Genomic DNA, 21,417 nt, shown 5'->3' on the forward strand with positions numbered 1-21,417 from the left:
CCGGCTTTGACCCCGGCCTCACTCCCAACTCTGATTTGAGCACGAATTGTCGCGGGCTCAAAACAGTCTCAATCCCGGCACGCGCACCCGGAGCCGGTACAATGACGTCGACGCGGTAATGTAGAGGCTTTGAAGGTCGTCGTCGCCGAAGGTAAAATTCGCGCAATCTTCGGGCGTCCGGATGACGCCAAGAATGCCGCCCGACGCGTCAAAGACATGGATGCCGCCGGGCCCGGTGCAGTAAAGGTTGCCGCGACTGTCGATCTTCATGCCGTCGGGCGCTCCCGGTCCGTCGCCCTCGGTCACCGCCCACACCGCGCCGCCATTGAGATCGCCATTCGCTTCGACGCCGAACACCCTGATGTGTCCGCGTTCGGTGTCGTTGATGAACAGCCGCGACTCGTCCAGCGAGAAGCAAAGCCCGTTCGGCTGGACGAAATCGTCGGCCAGCAATGTCAGTTGTGCGCCGTCCCCATCGACGCGGTAGACACCCTGGAACGGCAGTTCCTGAGGGCGTGGCACGCCATAGAACTCCACCCGGCCATAGCCCGGATCGGTGAAATAGATCGATCCGCCGGTGGCAATAACAATGTCGTTGGGGCTGTTGAGCTGCTTGCCCTTGTGGTGTGTGGCAAGCACCGTCACGCTGCCGTTGGCCTCGGCGCGGGTCACGCGGCTCGTCGCGTGCTCACAGGTGACCAGCCGCCCGTGGCGGTCCAACGTGTTGCCGTTGGCCTTGTGGCTCGGCTCGCGGAACAGCTCGATCTCGCCCGCCACGCCACGGCGATACATGCGGCTTTCCGGAATGTCCGAGAAGACCAGCCATTTCTCGTAGGGGTGCCAGGCCGGCCCTTCGAGGAAGCCGAAGCCGCTCGCCAGCGTTTCGATCGCTGCATCGCCAACGACATCGTCGAAGCCGGAATGGCGGGCGCGCGCCGAAACCGACATCACTGGCTCCCGGCGGCGCCGACAGTCGTTCGAACCCGCATGGCGACGAATGACATGAGCGCTCTCCCGATATGGTCTTTTTATGGGTCGAGCGTAGTTGCGGTGCCGGCATGGCGATACGGGTCAAAGCGCACGGCCGACTGTGCGTTTGCACAGTCGCAAAGGGCCCAATTGCGGCGTAGCGATAGCGGCAATAAGCCCGATAGAATTGGCGAACACCTTGTCAAATCGGGTTGCGACGCGGCGACGTCGGACTAGGGCCGGCGAACACCCAGCAAAAACGCGGTCAATGTTGCGCTCGCGCACGCCACCGCCACGAGCGCGACCACGCCAGCAGAGTTGGACTTTTGCCCTGCGCGAAACGCGTCGCGCCGCGCGGGTAAAGCACTGTGAACCAAGGCCTTCAGATCGGACCTGCTGCCGTGCCGAACTGAATAGGCGCGCGTGAACTCGGCGCCGAGAAGGAAGATTTCCGATGAGTAGTAAACCCAGAGCAGTATGACGAGCAGTCCACCGGCGGCGCCATACGAGGACGCAATCGCGCTGGTTCCGATATACCAGCCGACCAGCGATTTTCCCAACGTGAACAGGGCAGCCGTCACAACAGCACCGATCCCTACATCGCGCCATTCCAGGGTTCGATCGGGCAAAACTTTGTAAATGGCGGCGAACATCAGGGAGATCAGGGCAAACGAAACGACGCCGTTGATCGCGCCGAGTATGATCGTTCCGAACGGCAGATGGACGTTGATAAAGTCGCCCAGCGCCGAAATCGCGGCGCTTGCTATGAGAGAGACCAGCAACAGGAACCCGAGCGCGGCCACCAACCCCAGACTGGCGGCTCGTGCCCGCACCAGACGCGACAAGGAGTTGCCCTGTGGTTCAACCTTCCAGATTGTGTTCAACGACTGCTGCATTTCACCAAAGACGCCAGACGCGGCCACCAACAAGGTGACGAGCCCGATGACCGCGGCCCAGGTCCCGTACAGCTTGCTGGATGCATTTTCCAGCGCAGCCTGGAGGAGATCGGCGCTTTCCGGCCCCATCAGCCCGGAGATCTGGGCCGACAAAGCCAGTTGCGCGGCGTCATGACCGAAGACGAGACCAGCGACAGCAACCACGATCAGCAAAATCGGCGCCAGCGAGGTGGCGGCATAGAAAGCCATCGCGGCACCATGACTAAGAGCATTGTCGTTGATGAAGCCGGCTACGCTTTCACGCACCAAGTGCCACGAATTTGTGATTGAGGGTCGCACTTCGGGTCCGCGGGCAGTGGGTTGGAACGGCGTTCATTAGCAATGCACCAGACCTTCCGATGTTCCGGTCTGGCGCGCCGCTGGTTCAGGAATTGGATCGGAATCTGGTGCGGACTCCCAGCCGTGAGGTGAGGCGTGTAGGGGAAGGCCTACTCTTGCTTCGCCAGCCAGGCGTCGAGCCGGTCCTGCTCGCGACGCAGCGCGTCGATGTTGATCAGGCCGCGTGCCATCGCGAGATAGATCGCCCGCGTCCGAGAGTTGAACACGGAGGCATCGCTGGCGCCGTCCTCCGCCGGCACGATGCCGAGCTTGTCGTAGACATGCTTGATGCGGCTCTGGGCGCCGCGGATCGACAGGCCGCGGCGTGCCGCGATCGCCCGGTCGGTCAGGCCGAGCGCGATGTCGATCAGGCTTTCATATTCGCCGTCCGTGATACCCTCGAACCTATCCTGCACGCGGTGCTGGATGCCACGGATCTCGCGGTCGATGATGCAGTGGCCATCGCGGAAAACGCCGCGCAAGGCAGAGCGCATGCCTTCCTCCGTCGCCGATTTGAGCACATAGCCATAGACCGAACCGGGCGGCACGATACGCGCCACGCCGCGCACGTAGGCCTCGTCGGCGAAATTGGACCAAAACAGGATGTGCGTGCCGGCGCGGCGGTTCCAGATCGCCCTGGCGACCTCGATCCCGGTCGCCTTCGGCATCTGCAGGTCGAGCACGACATGCGGCGGCTCACGCTCGGCCGCCAGGTTGATGGCGTCCTCGCCGTCGCTCGCTTCGATCACCTCGACGTCGCCGGGCCACAATTGCTCGACGGTCCGGCGCGCGAAGGTGCGGTGCAGCCCGTCATTCTCGGCGATCATCACAAGCATCACATGGCCTCCGACACGGCGAGCTCGCCGGGTATTGTTGCAGCCGCCGTCATGGCCAATTCTGGCAACGGCTGGCGGTCGATCTCGACGACGACACGCGTGCCGCCGCTCTTGCGGCTGGCCTGGCCGATTCTCAGCCGTGCCCCGATAAGGGCGGCCCGCGTGTGCATATGGCCGATGCCGCCATGGGCCGCCGGATCGATAGCGCCGCATCCCTGGCCGTCATCGGTGACGATGACCCGAAGCACGCTCGTTGTCGACGCCAGCAGCACATCGATGCGGTGCGGCGCGGCATGGCGAACGGCATTGTTGATCGCTTCCTGCACGATCCGGTAGAGCGCGGTGCGGACAGGCTCGGGCAGGCTGTCGGCACCGCCGTCGCTGGTATCGGCGATACGCACGGCGATCGGCGGCTTGGCTCTGGCGACGCTGCGGTTGAGGTGCGCCTCGACCGCATCCCGCAGGCCGAACAGTTCAAGCACGCTCGGCCGCATGTCGTCGACGATGTGGCGCAGTTCCGTCAGGCAACCGGCGACCTCCTGCTCGAGATCGGCAAGCTGCGCTGCCCGCGCCACGCCCTGGCCACGCAAGGCCGAAAGCTGGCGCGCGATCCGGGCGAGGTCGGCGAGCGTCTGGTCGTGCAGGTCCATGGCCATGCGCCGGCGTTCGCGCTCCATGCCTTCGGTCAATTGCGAGGCGCCGACCCGCAGCAGTTCGACGCGGTTGCGCGCCTCGCTCTCGGCCAGCATCGCACGGCGCGCCTCCTCGGTCTGGATCAGCGCGAAGATATAGGGCGCGATCAGATCCGCGCATTGCTGGGCAACGGCGACATCGGCAAGCGTGTAGCAATCGATCTCATGCCGGCTGATGTTGAGCGCGCCGATGATGCCGCCGCGTGCCCTGAGCGGCACGACGATGCGGCTGCGCAATCGGGCGGCGAAGATCGGCCCATCGATGGCGGTGGCGAAATGGAAGCGCTCGTCGCGCAGCGCATCATCGGCGAGCAGATAGGGCACCTCGCCCCACAGCACGGAGCGTATCGGGCTGACTTCGGTCGGCAGCGGATGCTGGGCAAGCTCGCTCCAGCTGGTGTGGAAGCCGGCTTCATAACAGGCGTGGCGGCGGCCGTCGTGCGACAGCACCGCCAGATCCATGTGGTCGTGCGGAATGAGCGAGCCGATCTCGATTGCTGTCGCGCGGAACGCCGTGCCGGGATCGATATGGCCGGCAAGCGCCCGCGAAATCGCCAACAGCCGGTCGATCAGGACCAGGGACACCTCCGGCATGGCTTTCACGATCCTCCCGTGCAGGGAAATAGTGGACGCATGCCGGCACCGCTGTCAACGACGGCTGGGCTGGCGGAGCCCGATCAACTTGCGGTGCGGTGATTGAAAAGGTTTCGCGTCCTGGTCTAGGGAGACGGGTCAGGAGACCGACACAGAATGCCAGTGACTTGGACGCCAACCATTGCTCCGGCGCCCCGGGAATTCCGGCACGATGGACGCCGAGCGCCACGAGTGGCGTCGAAACGTCACTTGGCCAGCCTCCCGCAGGGAAGCACGCTGATCTTCACTTTTTTCTGGCCCGGGACCGGCGATTGGGAGAATGTCGACTTCTCCGTCATATCGGGCGCCCAGGAATAGCCAGGCGATCCTTCCTCGATAAACCCCGCAAATCTCTTAGGAAACAGGGACGACACCATGCAGATCGGAATGATGGGACTGGGCCGGATGGGCGCCAACATGGTCCGGCGCCTGATGCGCGACGGCCATGAATGCGTCGTCTACGACATCAATCCCACCAGCGTCGCGGCTCTGGTGACCGACGGCGCGCTAGGGGCGGCCTCACTGGAAGAATTCGTCGGCAAGCTCGCCAAGCCGCGTTGTGTGTGGCTGATGCTGCCGGCGGCCATCACCGGCAGGATCATCGATCAGGTGGCGGCGCTGATGGAGCCCGGCGACATCCTCATCGACGGCGGCAATTCCTACTATCACGACGCCGTCGACCAGGCCGCGAAGCTGGCTGGCAAGGGTATCCATCTTGTCGATGTCGGCACCAGCGGCGGTGTCTGGGGACTGGAGCGTGGCTACTGCCTGATGATCGGCGGTCCCGATGTGGCGGTGCAACATCTCGATTCGGTCTTCGCCACGCTGGCGCCGGGCGCCGACGCCGGCTCCAATCCGCCCAAGGATGCCGGGACCGCGGCCTTTGGCTATCTGCATTGCGGACCGAGCGGCGCCGGCCACTTCGTCAAGATGGTGCACAACGGCATCGAATATGGCGTCATGGCCGCCTATGCCGAAGGCATGAACATCCTGAAGTCGGCCAATGCCGGCAAGCGGCAACGAACGGCGGACGCCGAGACCAGCCCGCTGGAAAACCCGCAATACTACCAGTTCGATATCGACCTTCCCCAGGTGGCCGAGGTCTGGCGGCATGGCAGCGTCATCGGCTCCTGGCTGCTCGACCTGACGGCCGGCGCATTGAAGAGCGATCCGGGCCTGGCGAATTTCGGCGGTCGCGTCTCGGATTCCGGCGAAGGCCGCTGGACGCTGAAGGCGGCGATCGACACCGGCGTGCCGGCGCCGGTTCTGTCCTCGGCCCTGTTCGACCGCTTCTCCTCACAAGGCGAATCCGAATTCGCCGACAAGCTGTTGTCCGCAATGCGCTATGCCTTTGGCGGCCATGTCGAAAAGGCCGGCAAGTGACGGCGGCGGGGGAGACACGCATGAGCCAGGAACGCTCCGACACGCTGGTGCTTTTTGGAGCGACCGGCGACCTTGCCCACAAGAAGATATTTCCAGCGCTTTATCAGATGGTCGCCAAGGGCACGCTCACCGAGCCGGTGATCGGCGTCGCCTTCGACGCCTGGGACATCAAGCAATTGCACGCCCGTGCCCGCGACGGCATCGTCAATGCGCTCGGCAAGATCGACGAGAAGGTGTTCGCACAGTTCGCCTCGCAACTGCGCTATGTCAGCGGCGACTACCGCGATGGAGCGACCTTCGAGAAGCTGAAAAGCGCGCTCGGCACGGCGCAGCGGCCGCTGCACTACATGGCGGTGCCGCCGACCATGTTCGAGATCGTCGTCCAGGGGCTGGAGCAATCGGGCACGGCCCAGGGCGCGCGGCTGATGGTGGAAAAGCCTTTCGGCCATGATCTGCAATCGGCACGCTGGCTGAACCGGGTTCTGCATCTGGTGTTCGACGAACAGTCGATCTTTCGCATCGACCACTATCTCGGCAAGGAAGCGATCCAGAACCTGCTCTATTTCCGCTTCGCCAATTCCTTCCTTGAGCCGATCTGGAACCGCAATTTCGTCGAGAGCGTGCAGATCACCATGGCCGAGGATTTCGGCGTCGAGGGTCGTGGTCGCTTCTATGACGATGTCGGCTGCATCAGGGACGTCATCGAGAACCATCTGCTCAACATCCTGTTGCTGCTTGCCATGGAGCCGCCCGTCGGCCGTTCCGCCGACGACCTGATCGACGAGAAGGTGCAGGTGCTGCGCGCCATCCGCACGCTGACCAGGGACGATGTCGTGCGCGGCCAGTTCACCGGCTATCTCACTGAACCGGGCGTGGCGCCGAACTCGCCGGTCGAGACCTTCGCGGCGGTGCGTTTCTTCGTCGACACCTGGCGCTGGCAGGACGTGCCGTTCTTCATCCGCGCCGGCAAGAACATGCCGGTGCATGTCACCGAAGTGGTGGTGCGGCTGAAGCGGCCGCCGCTCGACGTCTTCGACCCGATCAAGCCCGCTGACCAGAACTACGTCCGCTTCCGTATCGATCCGCAAGTGGTGATCGCCATCGGCGCCCAGCGCAAGGCGCCGGGCGACGACATGATCGGCGAGCAGGTTGAGTTGACGGCGCTCGACGACAGTAAGGGCGACATGCCGCCCTATGAGCGGTTGATCGGCGACGCCATGAACGGCAACGGTCAGTTGTTCACCCGCCAGGATGCCAGCGAACTGGCCTGGCGCATCGTCGGCCCGGTGCTTGGCGACACCACGCCACCGCATCTCTACGAGCCGGGCACATGGGGTCCCGCGGACGTCATGGCCGGGTTCGGGCCGCCCAACGGCTGGATCGATCCGGTAAAGTGAGAGGGTGACATGATGGCCAAGGCGGTGAAACAACCGGCATCGGGTCCTGAGAAGTCAGGCCCTGAAAAGATCGTGCTTTCGATCGATATTGGCGGCTCGCACGTCAAGATCCTCACCAAGCGCCGGCGGCGAGGAGCGCCGCGCCGGCTCCGGGCCGGACCTGACGCCTCGGCAGATGATCGATGCGGTCAAGAACTCGCCGGGGGCCTGTCCTATGACGTCATCTCGATGGGGCTATCCCGGGCCCGGTCGGCGAACGCGGCCTGGTAAAGCGCGGCAAGAAGAAATGGCGCCGATATGTCTTCGACGTCGTCGACCGGCTCCGTGCCGCGATGCAGCCTGACTATGCCGTCATTGGCGGCGGCAATGTCGACAAGCTCGATGAATTGCCCGCCGACTCCAGGCGCGGCGACAACACACGCGCCTTCGAGGGCGGATTTCGATTGTGGCGCGACAAGGCGCTGATAGTCTGATATTGTTATTGTTTAATATAGTTGTTCAAAATAACGTGTGATATGACGCCAAGTCATTGCATTGCGCAGATTCCCCGACTAGGAATTCCGCGCCACAACAACGCTGCCCGTCCCGTGGATGCACAAAGGACGCTTTAGCATTTTGATTTTGCGCATGATCCTTTCCGGGAATCGAATCCGATTTTCAGGTCATTCGCTTTAGACGGAGAGATAGAGTGACCGACGATAGCAACAGCGCCCGTAAAGACATCGACCTGCTCGAGCTTACCGCTCACATCGTGTCCGCTTACGTCGAGAAGAACCGCTTGCCCGCCTCCGGCTTGCCCGACCTCATCGCCAGCGTCAGCGCCTCGATAAGCGGGCTCGGCAAGCCGGTGGCCCCATTGGCTGCTCCGCTGGTCCCGGCGGTCAACCCCAAGAAGTCGGTGACGCCCGATTACATCATCTGCCTCGAAGACGGCAAGAAGTTCAAATCGCTGAAGCGTCACCTCGGCGTGCATTTCGGCCTGACGCCGGACGCCTACCGCGCCAAATGGGGCTTGCCGTCGGACTATCCGATGGTCGCCCCCAACTATGCCGCCTCGCGCTCGCTGCTGGCGAAATCGATCGGTCTCGGCCGCAAGGCCGCCCCCGTGAAGGCACCTGTCAAGGGCAGGAAGGCCAAGGTTTCAGCCTGAGGCATGTCCCCCAAGAGCATGCCCTCGGGCTTGACCGAGGGTGTCCAACGGTTTGGGACAACGACCTCCTGAGGCAAGGACCGAATTCGGCGCTGAGCCAATAGATTGATTGAAGCCTGCCGGCGAATCGCCTTGGCAGGCTTCATGTTTTTATGGCTTGGATGAACCGGACGGGTTCTTTGAGGGGGAAGTCATGAACTACACCCGGATGGTGATCGAGAAAGAGGCGCCGGAAGAGTACGGCTACGACCGTATCCGCTACAATCTCTCCGAAAGTTCGATCGCCGACCAGAAGCTCTCCGACATCGGCCTGTCGCTGCCTGATCTCACGCTTTTCTATGGTGAGCATCGCGGCGACAAGGAGCTGCGCGCGCTGATTGCGGCGCAGGACGCCGGCATCTCGCCTGATGATGTCCTGGTCACCGCCGGTGCCGCAGGCGCGCTGTTCATCATCTCGACCTCGCTTCTGTCGGCGAACGACCATCTCGTCGTCATCAGGCCCAACTACGCCACCAACATCGAAACCCCAAGGGCGATCGGCTGCGCCATCGGCTTTGTCGACCTGGCCTTCGAGGAAGACTTCGCCATCGATGTCGAGCGCGTCAAGGCGGCGATGCAGCCGAACACCAGGCTGATCAGCGTCACCTGCCCGCACAATCCGACCGGCACGATGATGAGCCGGACCGATCTCGATGCGCTGGTGGCGCTCGCCGAAAGCAGCAACTGCCATCTGCTGGTCGACGAGACCTACCGCGACCTCTCCTATGGCAAGCGGCTGCCGTCGGCGGCATCGCTGAGCCGGAAGGCGATCAGCGTCTCGTCACTGTCCAAGTCCTTCGGCATTCCCGGCATCCGCATCGGCTGGCTGATCACCAGGGATGCGGAGCTTCAGGAAAAGTTCCTCGCCGCCAAGGAGCAGATCGGCATCTGCGGCAGCGTCATCGACGAAGGCATCGCACGCGGCGTGCTTGAGCGCCGGGATATCTTCCTGGCGACGCTGCTGCCCGAAATGGCGAAGCGCCGCGACATCGTCCAGGCCTGGATCGACCGCGAGCCACTGGTAGACTGGGTGCGGCCCGAAGGTGGTGTCGTCGGTTTCCCCCGCCTGAATGTCGATCGCGGTTTCGACCTCGACCGGTTCTATGTAAACCTGCTCGAGAACCACGGCACGTATGTCGGGCCCGGCCACTGGTTCGAGATGGAGAAGCGCTTCTTCCGCGTCGGCTTTGGCTGGCCGACGGAAGCCGAACTACGCGGCGGCCTCGACGCAATCTCCGCCGCGCTGAAGCAGTAAGCTCCCCATGCGATCGATGGATCAGGTTGAAAATTCCTTGATCCAGCACCGATTTTAACGCATATCCGCATCGAATCTGGACAAACAGTTCCGCCAGCCGGACCAGCGCCCATCGTGGAAGTGCCCCCGCCACGATGCGAAAGCTAACAAGTGTTGGAGCGTATTTTGTGCGTCCAATTGGACGCACGTCGCTCCAATGCCATCGCAACGGGCCTCTTAAATCCATGACAACCGAACAGATATTGCCCGACCAGCGCTATGCCGCGTTCCGCCATCGCTCCTTCCTGAGCTATTGGGCGGCGCGTTTCCTCACCACCTTCGCCACCATGATCGTGTCCGTCGCTGTCGGCTGGCAGATGTACGACCTGACCCGGAACCCGCTCGATCTCGGCCTGGTCGGCATCGTCCAGTTCCTGCCTTCGCTGCTGCTGGTGCTGGTCACCGGCGTCGTCGCCGACCGCTTCGGGCGGCGGCTGATCATGGCGCTGGCGGTGGTGCTGGAAGCGATCTGCGCGCTGACGCTGCTGCTTCTGACGCTGCGCGGCGTCAGCGGGCCGCTGCCGATCTTCGCCGTACTTGCCATGTTTGGCGTCGCCCGCGCCTTCTTCGGTCCGGCCTCCGCCTCGCTGTTCGCCAATCTGGTGCCGCCTGAGGATTTCGCCAATGCCATCGCCTGGAATTCATCGGCCTGGCAGACGGCGACCATCGTCGGACCGGTTGCTGGCGGCCTGCTCTACGGCGTGTCGCCGGAAGTGGCCTACGGCACGGCCGCCGTCCTGATGCTCGTGTCCGGGCTGCTGATCTTCACCATCCCGAAGCCGTCGCAACGCACGGAGACCGAAAAGCCGACGATGCAGAACCTTTTCGGGGGATTCAGCTACATCTGGAGCGAGAAGATCGTGCTGGGCGCCATCTCGCTCGATCTGTTCGCCGTGCTCCTGTCCGGCGCCTCGGCGCTGCTGCCTGTCTACGCGCGCGACATCCTCCAGCTCGGCCCCTGGGGTCTCGGCCTTCTGCGCTCGGCACCGGGCGTCGGCGCCATCTGCGTCGCCATCTGGCTGGCCGGCCATCCGATCCGCAACCACGCCGGCATGATCATGCTCGGCTTTGTCGCCGCGTTCGGCGCCTTTACCGTGCTGTTCGGCCTGTCGACCATCACCTGGCTGTCGATCGTCGCCCTCGCCTTCCTTGGCGCCACCGACATGTTCAGCGTTTACATCCGGGAGACCCTGATCCAGCTGTGGACGCCCGACCATGTGCGTGGTCGCGTCAACGCCGTCAACCAGGTCTTCGTCGGCGCTTCTAACGAACTGGGCGAATTCCGCGCCGGCACGATGGCGGCACTGATCGGCACGGTACCGGCTGTCGTGGTCGGCGGCGTCGGTGCGATCGCCGTCGCCGGATTGTGGGTGGTGTTGTTCCCTCAACTACGCAGGGTGCGCCATCTCAGCGGGCGCAATTGACCCGCCTTATCGAGCGGCCGGCTTGCCGAAAATCAGCCGCAGGAACTCGTCCAGCCATCGCTTGAGATGCATGTCCCAGATCAGCCGGCCGCCGAGATGATCGCGGCCGGGCTGCGCGCCCGGCAGCTCGAAGCGATGCGCGCCGCGCACCACCCAGCGCTGCATCATCACCCTGGTCAGCTCGCCATGGAACTGGATGCCCCAGGCATTGTCGCCATAGCGGAAGGCCTGGTTGGGATAGGTCTCGGCCGTCGCCAGCAGCGTCGCGTCCCTGGGCAGCGAAAAGCCCTCACGGTGAAACTGATAGACCATCTCCGGCCAATGCATCAGCTCCCTGCCGGCTTCGGTCGCCTTCAGCGGGTACCATCCGATCTCGACCAGCCCTTCGCCGTGACCCTCGACCTTGCCGCCGAGATGGTTGACCAGCATCTGCGCGCCAAGGCAGATGCCGAGGCACGGCCGGTTCTCCCTCAGCGGTATTTCCAGCCAACTGGTCTCGCGGCGGACGAATTCATCCTCGTCATTGGCACTCATAGGCCCGCCGAACACCACCGTGCCGGCGTGACCATCCAGCGTATCCGGCAAAGTGTCGCCCAGCGGCGGACGTCGGACGTCGAGGTCAAAACCCTCTTCCAAAAGCATGTGGCCGACGCGTCCGGGGCTCGAATTCTCCTGATGCAGCACGATCAGGATCTTTGGCTTCGAACTCGTTTGGCGCGGCATGGGAAGGCGAAAACCTATTCGTCGCTTGATGTTCCGGTGGCGCCAGGTGCAAGTGCGGCCGCCTTGCGGCGCGCCTCGACACGGTCGCGGCGTTCGACGCCGATCAGCTCGGCGACGCGCCAGACCGTGTTGTCCTCCAGTTCGTGCAACTCGCCATCGGCATAGACGATCTCCCACATCAGGCCGATGAAAGCCTTGCGCGCATCGGCATCGAGATGGCGCTTCAAGACACTGGTGAAGGCATAGAGATCGATCGCCTCATTGTCGGCCCGCTCACCGGCGGCGACAAGCGCTTCGAGTTCGGCGCCGCTGATCGAATAGCTCTGCGCCAGCACCGCCTTGAACCGCTCCCATTCGACATCCTGGCGCACGCCATCGGCGTTCATCACATGGTAGAGAAGCGCCGATGCAGCGATGCGCGGATCGTCCGTGCTGGCCTGCGCGGTAGTGCCGGCCGGCAAATCCCTGAGAAATGACAGAACGCGTTCAAACATAGATCCATTCCTCAGAGCATGATGCCGAAAAGTGTGAAGCGGTTTTCTCGGACAAACGGGACCCGTTTGTCCAGACATCATGCTCTATCTTCTTGAGTCAGAGGGGGGCTTGACGGCCGGCCCAATTCAAAACAACCGAAACCGGCGCGACGATTTTTCCGCTTCCTCGTCCGGATCGACGCCGGGATCGTCCGGCAGCCGCGCATGCTCCTCGGCCGGATCGACGCCCTCGGCATCGGTCGGCACCGCGGCGAAGGCCGCCGCCGTGATCGGCCTGACATGATCCTCGTGGCTCTCGGCGTCCTTGCCCGCCACCTCGCCCTGACCGGCGTCATCGATCACCTCGACCGGCCTTTTTTCACTCGTCGGCGTTGCCAGTGCTTCAATGACCGGCACCGCGCTGGCTGGTGCATCCTCATGGCTGTCGATCAGCTGGCCGAGCCGCTCCATCGGCGCGCGCCACTCGAAGGCGTCGAGCCGACCGGTGATCGGCGATACCGGCGCCCAGCGCTCGGACACCACGCCGTCGGCGACCCAGGCCGGATCGCGCGGGGCCCGCACCGCCCTCGACAGCAGCTGCCGCACCTTACCCTGGTCGCCGGTCTCGGCCTCCTCGATGTCGGCGAGCAGCAGATAGGCGCCCTCGCGGCGGTCCATCCTGATCGCGGCCTCCGCCTCGCGGCGGGCGGTTGAGAAGTCCTGCGCGTCGAGTGCGGCGCGCGCCACTGTCATCGATGATTCGGCGTGGTTCTTCTTCATCTCCTGCAGCTTCTTCGCCCGGTTGAGGCGGTCGAGCACGGCGTCACCAGGCCTTGCGTGGGTATAGAGCTCGGCGATCTCCGGCTGCGGCTCGGCCTTCCACGCCGCCTCGAGGATCTTTGAGCCCTTGCGCACGTCGTTCTGCTTGAACAACGCCGCAGCGGCGGCAACGGCGGCGGGCGCGAAGTCTGGCCGCAGCCGGTTGGCCTCGATCGCCGCGGTTCTGGCGGCGGTGGGATCGGTGTCGGCGAGCGCCTGCGCCTTGGCGGTCAACAGCACGGCGCGGCGGCGGTTGGCGGCTTCGCGCTCGATCTGGCGTGTCGCCTTCTGCGCGTCGACCAGTTTCAAGGCACCGTCCCAGTCACCGCGCGCCGCCAGCTCTTCAAGCGTCGATTCGGCGGCCCAGGCCAGCTGCGGCGCCATTACCGCGGCGCGGCCGGCATAGTGCCTGGCGGCGTTGCGATCACCGAGCCGTTCGGCTTCGAGATAGAGCCCGCGCAAGCCGAGCAACCGCATTTCGGGATCGTCGAGCATGCTCTCGAATTTTTGCCGCGCGCCCTCGTGATCGCCCTCGAGCAGCGACGCCTGCGCCTCCAGCAGATGGATCAGCGGCTCCTGGTCGGAACGGATCAGCTTGGCCGCTTCCTTGGTCTTCTTGCGGGCCAGCGCGCCGTCACCGGCGCCAGCGGCGATCATGCCGGTCGACAGCGCCTGATAGCCGCGGTCGCGGCGGCGGACACGGAAATAACGCGAGATGGTGTAGGGGCTGTTCCACAGCGACTTGAGCAGCCACCACAGGATCATCACCGCGGCGACGACGGCAACGACGGCCACCGCCGCCACCATCAGGCTGACCTGGTATTGATAGCCGCTGAAGGTGATGACCATGTCGCCCGGCCGGTCGGCCAGCCAGGCAAAGCCCAGTCCGAGCGCGAAGACGACGACGAGGAAGGCGAGCAGGCGGATCATCGTGTTGCCCTCATGCCTTCATCGCGCCCGAAATCAGCGCGTCGACCTGGGTTTCGATCTCGACGCGCGCTTTCAGTTTGCCGGCAAAGTCGGCGCCTGCAGCCTTGGCGGCTTGCGGCAGCGTGTCGTATTCAGTGAGTGCCTTGACGTAGTCACCCTGTTTGACCGCCGCCTCCATACGCGCGACGATTTCGGGCACCCCAGCACCTTCGACAGCGCCGATTGGCCTGACCTTGACCAGCGATTCGGCGCTCGACAAAAGGTTCTGCAGGAAGCCGGCACTCTCATCGACAGGGGTCGCCGCGCCGACCATGTCATTGGCGGCGGCATCCGCTTGCGATGCGATCTCGGCGCGGGTCGGAACGCCCTTTTCGGCGTAGGGGCGCAAGGTCGCAAGCTGCGGCGCGTCTGGAGAAATCGCGGCAAAGGTTTCGAGTTCGGCCGAGAACGGCGCGCCACGGTCAAGCGCTGCCTTGAGCGCCGACGCGGCGATGGCGAGCGCGATCTTCGGCTGTCCTGCCGCCGCCTCGACCTTGCCGGCCAGCTGCGACACCGACTGCTCCAGTGCGGTCAGCCGGCCATCCTGCGCCGTCGTCGCCTCGCCGGCGGATTTCACCTGCGCGTCGAGACCAGCCAGTTTTTCGTTGAGCGGGCCGAGATCGACCGGCGCCGTGCCGCCTGTCTTACCAAGGGCCGCGACCGCCGTTTCGATCTGCTTGATCTTGTCCCCCAGTGCGGCGAGCCCGGCGGTGTCGCCTGCTCCACCTTTTTCGACCGCCGATTTCAGCGCCGCCACATCGGCCTTGACCTGCTCCAGGCCCGAGGACAGCCCGACCACCTTGGCCGCCGCATCGCTGTTGCCGCCAGCTTCCTTCAAACCGGCGATTTCGCTCTTCAGCGAAGCGATCTCGCCATTGACGCCCTCGAGCGAGACACTGGAGCCCGAGCCCGGCGCGCCGAGCAGGCCTGCAAATTGCAGCCCGCCGGCGCCAACCAGCGCGATGACGCCGCCGAGCAGGCCGGCGGCGATGCCGTTGAAGCCGCCACGCTTTGCCGGGGGCGGCGCCGTTCTCTCGTCCCGTGTCTCGGTTTTGGCTTTGTCGCCGCCGGTCCGTGGGGGCTTCGCCGATGCGTCCTCGAAATTGTAGTCGTAAGCTTTGGTTTTGTCGGCCGGCACGTCGGACGACCCGGGATCGTCGGACGATCCGGGATAGGGGAGCTCAGCCTCGCTGCCGCCCTTGCCCGCCGCCACTGGCTGCTCCGATTCGGCCTTGGCATCGGCATGCTCCCAGGGCTCGAGGTCGGTCTGGTCGGCATGCACCGGCTCTTCGGGAAGCTCAGCCTGCGAAGCGTTCTCTGCTTCCTCAGCCTTCGCCTCGTCTGTCTGAGCCCTGGCCGCGCCCTCATCGGCGACGCGTGAAACGGCGCCCGGCTCCAGATCGATGGTCACCGGCTCGCGGCGGCTTTTCGAGTGTCGCACCTTCGGCGTCTTGACCATGCCTGGCTCCGCACAATTCGCTTCGTCTCAACGCCTTGCGGCGCATGATGGTTCAGAAAGGGTCTAGCACATCACCAAGCGGTGAAAAGGGGCGGTGTGATGACGCGGCTCAGAGCCGCGCCTGCAAAAGTGCCAGCAGCGCTTCCTCGTCAGGCTGCGCGGCAATGCGGAGCCTTTCACGGGCGGTATCGCCGAAGGCTGCCGCGATACGCGCCGAAAGCGCGAAAAACCATGTCTTTTCAAACAGCCCCTGCAGAGCAGGCCGCCTGGCCAAAACCTGTAGCGCGGCGGCCGCTTTGGCCGAATAGAACAGCACCGCATCGACAGGTTCGCCCGACAACAGCGCAACAATGGCCTCGTCCGAATAACTCACCGCGAATGTGTCATATGTCTCGACGGCACGGACCCGGACGCCCGCCGTCTCCAACCCCCGTTCGAATGCGGGAAACCGCACGCGTCCACAGAGATAGACGATCGTCTTGCCCGAGTGATCCGCGGCAAGACTCTCGGCAAGCGCTTCGGCATTGCCCGGGCCTTCGCTGACCGACAAAAACCCTGCTTCGCGCGCGGCTTGCGCCGTCCTTTCGCCGACGGCATGGCAAGGCAACGCTGTGAGTACCGCTATCAGCTCTTTTGGGGCATGGCGCACGGCATTGGCGCTGGTGATGGCCACGGCGACGGCATCGTGTGGAACCACTCCGCCATCGACCGGCAGCGCCACCGTTTCGGTCAGGGGCAAAAGGATCGGCTGGAATCCTGTCTTCTCAAGCTGCCGCGCTGTGCGCGAGGCGCCGGGTTCCGGTCTCGTCACCAGGATGCGAAGCATTTCAGAGCCAGCCGTCGAAGAACTTTTCGCCGGCCTTGGCCCGTACTGTCCGGGCTGCTTCGGCACCGACACGGGCGGCATCCCGCGCCGGTCCCTGCAGCTCGACAGTGTGCGATTGCACGCCGTCGGGCGAGATGATCAGTCCGGCGAACGACAGTTTTCCGGCCTCGATCGCCGCGTAGCCGGCGATCGGCGTGCGGCACGAACCATCAAGCGCCGCCAGGAAGGCGCGCTCGCAGGCCAGCGCCTGGCCGGTCGGAACATCATGGATGGCCGCCAGCATCTTTTCGACGTCGCGGTCGCCGATACGAGTTTCGATGCAGATCGCGCCTTGGCCCGGCGCCGGCGGAAAGATGTCGAGCGGCATCAGGTCGGTGACGACATGCTCGAGCCCAAGCCGCTTCAACCCCGCATAGGCGAGAATGGTGCCAGCGGCGACGCCTTCGTCGAGCTTGCGCAGCCGCGTCTGCACATTGCCGCGGAACATCACCACGTCGAGATCGGGCCGCATGCGGCGGATCAGCGCCTGCCGCCGCAGCGACGACGAGCCGACTTTCGCTCCCTGCGGCAGTTCGGCGATCGTCTTAGCGGCCTTGCCGACAAAGGCATCGCGGGCGTCCTCGCGCGGCAGGAAGGCCGAGAGTTCGAGACCGTCGGGCAGTTGCGTCGGCATGTCCTTCGACGAATGCACGGCGATGTCGATCCGGCCCGCCAGCAGCGCCTCCTCGATCTCCTTGGTGAACAAGCCCTTGCCGCCGGCTTCCGACAGCGGCCGGTCCTGGATGCGGTCACCGGTGGTCGAAATGACGACGACCTCGAGCGCTTCCGCAGGCATGCCGTGCGCGGCCATCAACCGCGCCTGCGTTTCATGCGCCTGTGCCAGCGCCAGCGGGCTGCCCCGTGTTCCGATTCTCAAGATTGTTTGCATGGCGCGCGGTCCGTGATAACCCCCGGCAAGCGAGGCTTTTCCGGGCTTCTCCTAACGGGGAAAGCCTCATGATACAATCTTTAGGGACAGCGACGAATTGATCCGCGTTCTGGGCATTGAGACGAGTTGTGACGAGACCGCCGCCAGTGTCGTGGTGCTGGACGGCGATGCCGCGCCAAAAATCCTGTCCAACATCGTGCTCAGCCAGATCGAGGAACATGCCGCATTCGGCGGCGTCGTGCCGGAGATCGCGGCACGCGCCCATGTCGAGGCGCTGGATGGCATTATCGAGGCAGCGCTTGCCGATTCGGGCGTGGCGCTGGCCGATATCGATGCGATTGCCGCCACCGCCGGTCCCGGTCTGGTCGGCGGGCTGATCGTCGGGCTGATGACGGCCAAGGCGATTGCCGCGGCCGCGAACAAGCCGCTGATCGCCATCAACCACCTCGAAGGCCATGCCTTGACGGCACGGCTGACCGACGGGCTCGATTTCCCCTATCTGCTGCTGCTCGTTTCCGGCGGCCACACGCAGATCCTCGCCGTGCGCGGCGTCGGCGACTATCAGCGCTGGGCAACCACCATCGACGACGCGCTCGGCGAGGCCTTCGACAAGACGGCCAAGATGCTCGACCTGCCCTATCCCGGCGGACCGAATGTCGAGAAGGCGGCGCAGGCCGGCAACGCATCGCGCTTTGCCTTTCCACGTCCGATGAAGGGCTCGGCCCAGCCCGACTTCTCCTTCTCCGGCCTGAAAACCGCCGTGCGCCAGGCGGCGACCGCCATTGCGCCCTTGAGCGACCAGGACGTCGCCGACATCTGCGCCTCGTTCCAGGCGGCCGTCGCCGACGCGCTGGCTGACCGCGTTTCTCGCGCGCTGACGCGCTTTCGGGAGACTTTTCCCGCCACCAGGACACCAGCGCTGGTCGTCGCCGGCGGCGTCGCCGCCAACCACACGATCAAGGCGATGCTGGAGCGGCAGTGCGCCGAGTCCGGCTTCACCTTCATCGCACCGCCGCTAAAACTTTGCACCGACAATGCGGCGATGATCGCCTGGGCCGGCATCGAGCGGCTGCGTGAAGGCATGGCGCAGGAGAACGGCTTCGATTTCGTGCCGCGCTCGCGCTGGCCGCTGGACAGCATCTCGACCCCGATGGTCGGCTCCGGCCGGCGCGGAGCAAAGGCATGAACGAGGGTGCAATGAGCGGCAACGACACAGCGCCAACCGGCTGGCGCGTTGCCGTGCTCGGCGGCGGGGCCTGGGGCACTGCCTTGGCGCTGGCCATGCTTCGCGCCGGCCATTTCGTCCGCCTTTACGCGCGCGACCCAGAGACCGTCGCCGCGATCGACCGCGGCGAAAATCCACGCTATCTGCCGGGCATTACGCTCCAGGTCGGCATCGTGGCGACGAACAACATCCAAGCCGCGCTCGACGGTGCCGATTGTGTGCTGGCGGTGACGCCGGCGCAGTCGCTGCGGGCCACCCTGGCCGCCGCGAAGGACCATATACCGGCCGGTATCCCGCTCGTTCTCTGTGCCAAGGGCATCGAAAGCGATACCGGCGCCTTGCTGTCGGCGATTGTCGAAGAAATCCTACCGCAAAACCCGGTCGCCGCTCTGTCGGGTCCAAGCTTCGCCACCGATGTTGCGCGCGGTCTACCGACGGCCGTCGTGGTCGCCGCCCGCGACGAGGCCTTGGCCGCCGAACTCGCCGCCCGCTTTTCCGCCGAGAACCTGCGCTGTTATTCGAGCGACGACCTGACCGGCGTCGAGATCGGCGGCGCCTTGAAGAACGTCTTCGCCATTGCCGCGGGTGCCGTCACCGGCGCCGGTCTCGGCGCCAGCGCCCAGGCCGCCATGGTGACGCGCGGCTTTGTCGAGCTGCGCCGCATCGGTGCCGCCTTCGGCGCCAGGCCCGAGACCTTGATGGGGCTTTCCGGCCTTGGCGACCTGTTGCTGACCTGCTCGTCGACCCAGTCGCGCAATTTCGCCTATGGGCTGGCGCTCGGACAAGGCAAGGAGCTTTCCGGATTGCCGCTGGCCGAGGGCGTGCCGACGGCGGCGATCGCTGCCCGCATCGCCACCGAGCGCAACATCGACGCGCCGATCATTGCCGCCGTCGCCGCCATACTGGACGGCACCATCACCATCCGGCAGGCTGTGACGGCCTTGATGACCCGGCCGCTGAAGACCGAAACCAACGATTGATCCCCACGATTTTGATCGAACGACCAGGAGAGAGACCATGCTGTTTGCTGTGATTTGCAAGGACAAGCCGGGAAGCGTGCAGGTGCGTCTCGACACGCGGCCGGAGCATATCGCCTTCCTGGAAGAACTGAACGGCGACAAGAAGCTGGCTTTCGCCGGTCCGTTCCTTGACGCCGAAGGCAAGCCCAACGGCAGCCTCGTCGTCGTCGAGGCGCCCGACATGGCGGGTGCGCAGACCTTGTCGGCCGCCGACCCGTACGCGAAGGCCGGCCTGTTCGAGAGCGTCGAAATCCGCCCGTGGAACTGGACGTTCAACAAGCCGGCGGCTACTTAACTCCCGGTCGCCGGTGGATGACCCGCAAGGAGGAGCAAAGACATGAACTACTGGTTGTTCAAATCCGAACCTTCGGTCTTCTCCTTCGAGGCGCTGAAGGCCAAGGGAAAGGCCGGCACGCAATGGGATGGCGTGCGCAACTACGCCGCGCGCAACAACATGAAGGCGATGCGGATCGGCGACCTCGGCTTCTTCTATCATTCCAACGAGGGGCTGAACGTGGTCGGCATCGCCGAGGTCTGCGCGCTGGCCCATCCCGACACCACGTCGAATGACCCACGTTGGGAATGCGTCGACATCCGCGCCGTCCAGGATGTGCCCAACCCGCCAACGCTGGAAGAGGTCAAGGCCAATCCAAAACTTGCCGACATGGCGCTGGTGCGGCTCGGACGGCTTTCCGTGCAGCCGGTGACGCCGGCCGAATGGAAGGAAGTCTGCCGCATGGGCGGCCTGACGCCTGCTCCGTGACGGCGCTGACGCCGAACAGCGCCAAACAATTCATCCTCGACAACACGGCGCTGATCGCGCCGCCGCATGTGCCGGAAATACTGCTTCATCTTGCCGACGAGGCGCATGATCTGTGGCAGCGGACCGAGGATGAGCTGGTCGAGATCGGCCTGCCGCCGCCCTTCTGGGCGTTTGCCTGGGCCGGCGGCCAGGGCCTTGCCCGCTATGTCCTGGACAATCCCGGCACGGTGCGAGGCAAGCGCGTCCTCGACTTCGCCTCCGGCTCCGGCCTTGTCGCCATTGCCGCGGCCAAGGCAGGTGCTGCCAAGGTGATCGCCACCGACATCGATCCGTTCTGCGCGACCGCGATCCGGCTGAATGGCGAGGCCAATGATGTCTTGATCGAATTCCTCGGCACGGACTGCATCGGCACCGATGCGGGTTGGGACGTGATCCTGGCCGGCGACGTTTTCTACGACAAATCCTTCGCCGACCGGCTGATGCCGTGGTTCTCAACCCTGAAGGCGCGCGGCGCCGAGATACTCGTCGGCGACCCCGGCCGGTCGTATATGCCGAAGTCCGGGCTGGAACCCCTTGCGATCTATGAGGTGGCCGTCACGCGGGCATTGGAGGATTCGCTGGTCAAGCGCACGACGGTCTGGCGGTTTGCTTGACGCCATCGCCGAACAGGCGTTCCATCACATCCGCATCTGGAGGGGGAAGCTCATGGATTTTTCAGCAGTGAACTGGCTGGCGGTGATCGCCGCCGCTGTCTTGGCATGGCTGTTCGGCGCCGCCTGGTACATGGGCCTGAGCAAGCCGTGGCTGAAAGCCGCCAAGCTTGATCCGGCCACGATGAAAAAAACGCCGCTGCCCTTCGTCATCAGCTTCATCGCCGAACTGGTCATGGCCTACATTATGGCCCTAGTCGTCGGCGCGATGACCGGCGGCGAGCCGACATTGCTCGCCGGGCTGGTCTTCGGCTTCGTGCTTTGGCTTGGCTTCGTCGCCACGACGCTCTCGGTCAACCATCGCTACGAGAATTTCGGCTGGGACCTGACCCTCATCGACGGCGGCCACTGGCTCGGTGTGCTGCTGATCATCGGCGCCGTGATCGGCTGGTTCGGCGCTGCGGCAAGCTGA

21 protein-coding genes and 1 pseudogene are annotated in these 21,417 nt (G+C 64.6%); 12 read left to right on the forward strand and 10 right to left on the reverse strand.

Annotation, left to right across the window (positions count from 1 at the left end; genetic code table 11):
* Positions 1–57: 57 nt before the first annotated feature.
* The 4 genes from NKG99_RS08320 to NKG99_RS08335 all read right to left on the reverse strand — a co-directional run bounded on the left by NKG99_RS08320 (position 58) and on the right by NKG99_RS08335 (position 4,365).
* Entirely contained in the window at positions 58–948 is an 891-nt protein-coding gene (locus NKG99_RS08320) for an SMP-30/gluconolactonase/LRE family protein (protein ID WP_352866205.1), read from the reverse strand.
* A gap of 254 nt (positions 949–1,202) precedes the next feature.
* Positions 1,203–2,204, reverse strand: coding sequence for a YihY/virulence factor BrkB family protein (locus tag NKG99_RS08325; protein WP_502910891.1), 1,002 nt, complete (start codon positions 2,202–2,204; stop codon positions 1,203–1,205).
* Positions 2,205–2,353: 149 nt separating this feature from the next.
* Positions 2,354–3,079: a response regulator gene (locus NKG99_RS08330; protein WP_352866210.1), complete on the reverse strand. Its 726-nt coding sequence runs from the start codon at positions 3,077–3,079 to the stop codon at positions 2,354–2,356.
* Complete coding sequence (locus tag NKG99_RS08335; protein ID WP_352866211.1) at positions 3,079–4,365, reverse strand: sensor histidine kinase; 1,287 nt, start codon at positions 4,363–4,365, stop codon at positions 3,079–3,081. Before NKG99_RS08335 ends, NKG99_RS08330 begins: the two co-directional genes overlap by 1 nt.
* 414 nt (positions 4,366–4,779) lie before the next feature.
* On the opposite strand from NKG99_RS08335, the gene gnd reads away from it, so the two are divergent.
* The 6 genes and pseudogenes from gnd to NKG99_RS08365 all read left to right on the forward strand — a co-directional run bounded on the left by gnd (position 4,780) and on the right by NKG99_RS08365 (position 11,091).
* Positions 4,780–5,787, forward strand: coding sequence for a phosphogluconate dehydrogenase (NAD(+)-dependent, decarboxylating) (gene gnd, locus NKG99_RS08340; RefSeq protein WP_352866213.1), 1,008 nt, complete (start codon positions 4,780–4,782; stop codon positions 5,785–5,787).
* 20 nt (positions 5,788–5,807) lie between these two features.
* A complete protein-coding gene (gene zwf / locus NKG99_RS08345) occupies positions 5,808–7,184 on the forward strand; it encodes a glucose-6-phosphate dehydrogenase (protein WP_352866214.1) in 1,377 nt (458 codons plus the stop codon).
* 12 nt (positions 7,185–7,196) lie between these two features.
* Positions 7,197–7,657, forward strand: a pseudogene (locus NKG99_RS08350) (hypothetical protein).
* Positions 7,658–7,872: 215 nt separating this feature from the next.
* Positions 7,873–8,334, forward strand: coding sequence for a Ros/MucR family transcriptional regulator (locus NKG99_RS08355; RefSeq protein ID WP_352866216.1), 462 nt, complete (start codon positions 7,873–7,875; stop codon positions 8,332–8,334).
* 193 nt (positions 8,335–8,527) lie between these two features.
* Positions 8,528–9,628, forward strand: coding sequence for an aminotransferase class I/II-fold pyridoxal phosphate-dependent enzyme (locus tag NKG99_RS08360; RefSeq protein WP_352866219.1), 1,101 nt, complete (start codon positions 8,528–8,530; stop codon positions 9,626–9,628).
* Positions 9,629–9,852: 224 nt separating this feature from the next.
* Positions 9,853–11,091: an MFS transporter gene (locus NKG99_RS08365; RefSeq protein WP_352866220.1), complete on the forward strand. Its 1,239-nt coding sequence runs from the start codon at positions 9,853–9,855 to the stop codon at positions 11,089–11,091.
* Positions 11,092–11,097: 6 nt separating this feature from the next.
* Here NKG99_RS08365 and NKG99_RS08370 read toward each other — a convergent pair whose 3' ends face one another.
* The 6 genes from NKG99_RS08370 to hemC form a co-directional block, all read right to left on the reverse strand.
* Entirely contained in the window at positions 11,098–11,814 is a 717-nt protein-coding gene (locus NKG99_RS08370; protein ID WP_352866222.1) for a glutamine amidotransferase, read from the reverse strand.
* A gap of 14 nt (positions 11,815–11,828) precedes the next feature.
* Positions 11,829–12,308 (reverse strand): tellurite resistance TerB family protein, encoded by a 480-nt coding sequence (locus NKG99_RS08375; RefSeq protein ID WP_352866223.1) that lies wholly within the window; start codon positions 12,306–12,308, stop codon positions 11,829–11,831.
* A gap of 126 nt (positions 12,309–12,434) precedes the next feature.
* The gene (locus NKG99_RS08380; protein ID WP_352866225.1) at positions 12,435–14,036 is read right to left on the reverse strand and encodes a heme biosynthesis protein HemY; all 1,602 of its coding nucleotides are present in this window, start codon (positions 14,034–14,036) and stop codon (positions 12,435–12,437) included.
* Between the two features lie 10 nt (positions 14,037–14,046).
* Positions 14,047–15,534, reverse strand: coding sequence for a COG4223 family protein (locus NKG99_RS08385; protein ID WP_352866226.1), 1,488 nt, complete (start codon positions 15,532–15,534; stop codon positions 14,047–14,049).
* 109 nt (positions 15,535–15,643) lie between these two features.
* A complete protein-coding gene (locus NKG99_RS08390) occupies positions 15,644–16,360 on the reverse strand; it encodes a uroporphyrinogen-III synthase (RefSeq protein ID WP_352866227.1) in 717 nt (238 codons plus the stop codon).
* Between the two features lies 1 nt (position 16,361).
* Positions 16,362–17,288, reverse strand: coding sequence for a hydroxymethylbilane synthase (gene hemC, locus NKG99_RS08395; RefSeq protein WP_352866228.1), 927 nt, complete (start codon positions 17,286–17,288; stop codon positions 16,362–16,364).
* Between the two features lie 100 nt (positions 17,289–17,388).
* Here hemC and tsaD point away from each other — a divergent pair, with 100 nt between their 5' ends.
* Genes tsaD through NKG99_RS08425 form a run of 6 tightly spaced genes read left to right on the forward strand, consistent with a single transcriptional unit; the run spans position 17,389 to position 21,417 of the window.
* Positions 17,389–18,474 carry a tRNA (adenosine(37)-N6)-threonylcarbamoyltransferase complex transferase subunit TsaD gene (tsaD, locus tag NKG99_RS08400; protein ID WP_352866587.1) on the forward strand — a complete coding sequence of 362 codons (1,086 nt, stop codon included), beginning with the start codon at positions 17,389–17,391 and terminating at the stop codon, positions 18,472–18,474.
* On the forward strand, positions 18,471–19,493 hold the full coding sequence (locus NKG99_RS08405; RefSeq protein WP_352866230.1) for an NAD(P)H-dependent glycerol-3-phosphate dehydrogenase: 1,023 nt from the start codon (positions 18,471–18,473) through the stop codon (positions 19,491–19,493). The genes tsaD and NKG99_RS08405 overlap by 4 nt, the downstream gene beginning before the upstream one ends.
* 37 nt (positions 19,494–19,530) lie before the next feature.
* Positions 19,531–19,827, forward strand: a complete 297-nt coding sequence (locus NKG99_RS08410) for a YciI-like protein (RefSeq protein ID WP_352866232.1) — start codon at positions 19,531–19,533, stop codon at positions 19,825–19,827.
* A 42-nt stretch (positions 19,828–19,869) separates the two neighbouring features.
* Complete coding sequence (locus NKG99_RS08415; protein WP_352866234.1) at positions 19,870–20,295, forward strand: EVE domain-containing protein; 426 nt, start codon at positions 19,870–19,872, stop codon at positions 20,293–20,295.
* A complete protein-coding gene (locus NKG99_RS08420; RefSeq protein WP_352866235.1) occupies positions 20,250–20,948 on the forward strand; it encodes a class I SAM-dependent methyltransferase in 699 nt (232 codons plus the stop codon). The genes NKG99_RS08415 and NKG99_RS08420 overlap by 46 nt, the downstream gene beginning before the upstream one ends.
* 52 nt (positions 20,949–21,000) lie before the next feature.
* On the forward strand, positions 21,001–21,417 hold the full coding sequence (locus NKG99_RS08425) for a DUF1761 domain-containing protein (protein ID WP_352866236.1): 417 nt from the start codon (positions 21,001–21,003) through the stop codon (positions 21,415–21,417).

The sequence above is a fragment of the Mesorhizobium sp. M1409 genome (genome assembly GCF_040317535.1).
In the GTDB taxonomy this organism is placed as follows: domain Bacteria; phylum Pseudomonadota; class Alphaproteobacteria; order Rhizobiales; family Rhizobiaceae; genus Mesorhizobium.

Bases quoted from the DNA above. Each gene is read 5' to 3' on its own strand.
- NKG99_RS08320 (WP_352866205.1), bottom strand. From the start codon at position 948: ATGTCGGTTTCGGCGCGCGCCCGCCATTCCGGCTTCGACGATGTCGTT.
- NKG99_RS08330 (WP_352866210.1), bottom strand. From the start codon at position 3,079: ATGCTTGTGATGATCGCCGAGAATGACGGGCTGCACCGCACCTTCGCG.
- NKG99_RS08335 (WP_352866211.1), bottom strand. From the start codon at position 4,365: ATGCCGGAGGTGTCCCTGGTCCTGATCGACCGGCTGTTGGCGATTTCG.
- gnd (WP_352866213.1), top strand. From the start codon at position 4,780: ATGCAGATCGGAATGATGGGACTGGGCCGGATGGGCGCCAACATGGTC.
- zwf (WP_352866214.1), top strand. From the start codon at position 5,808: ATGAGCCAGGAACGCTCCGACACGCTGGTGCTTTTTGGAGCGACCGGC.
- NKG99_RS08360 (WP_352866219.1), top strand. From the start codon at position 8,528: ATGAACTACACCCGGATGGTGATCGAGAAAGAGGCGCCGGAAGAGTAC.
- NKG99_RS08365 (WP_352866220.1), top strand. From the start codon at position 9,853: ATGACAACCGAACAGATATTGCCCGACCAGCGCTATGCCGCGTTCCGC.
- NKG99_RS08370 (WP_352866222.1), bottom strand. From the start codon at position 11,814: ATGCCGCGCCAAACGAGTTCGAAGCCAAAGATCCTGATCGTGCTGCAT.
- NKG99_RS08375 (WP_352866223.1), bottom strand. From the start codon at position 12,308: ATGTTTGAACGCGTTCTGTCATTTCTCAGGGATTTGCCGGCCGGCACT.
- NKG99_RS08380 (WP_352866225.1), bottom strand. From the start codon at position 14,036: ATGATCCGCCTGCTCGCCTTCCTCGTCGTCGTCTTCGCGCTCGGACTG.
- NKG99_RS08385 (WP_352866226.1), bottom strand. From the start codon at position 15,534: ATGGTCAAGACGCCGAAGGTGCGACACTCGAAAAGCCGCCGCGAGCCG.
- NKG99_RS08390 (WP_352866227.1), bottom strand. From the start codon at position 16,360: ATGCTTCGCATCCTGGTGACGAGACCGGAACCCGGCGCCTCGCGCACA.
- hemC (WP_352866228.1), bottom strand. From the start codon at position 17,288: ATGCAAACAATCTTGAGAATCGGAACACGGGGCAGCCCGCTGGCGCTG.
- NKG99_RS08405 (WP_352866230.1), top strand. From the start codon at position 18,471: ATGAACGAGGGTGCAATGAGCGGCAACGACACAGCGCCAACCGGCTGG.
- NKG99_RS08410 (WP_352866232.1), top strand. From the start codon at position 19,531: ATGCTGTTTGCTGTGATTTGCAAGGACAAGCCGGGAAGCGTGCAGGTG.
- NKG99_RS08415 (WP_352866234.1), top strand. From the start codon at position 19,870: ATGAACTACTGGTTGTTCAAATCCGAACCTTCGGTCTTCTCCTTCGAG.
- NKG99_RS08420 (WP_352866235.1), top strand. From the start codon at position 20,250: ATGGAAGGAAGTCTGCCGCATGGGCGGCCTGACGCCTGCTCCGTGACG.
- NKG99_RS08425 (WP_352866236.1), top strand. From the start codon at position 21,001: ATGGATTTTTCAGCAGTGAACTGGCTGGCGGTGATCGCCGCCGCTGTC.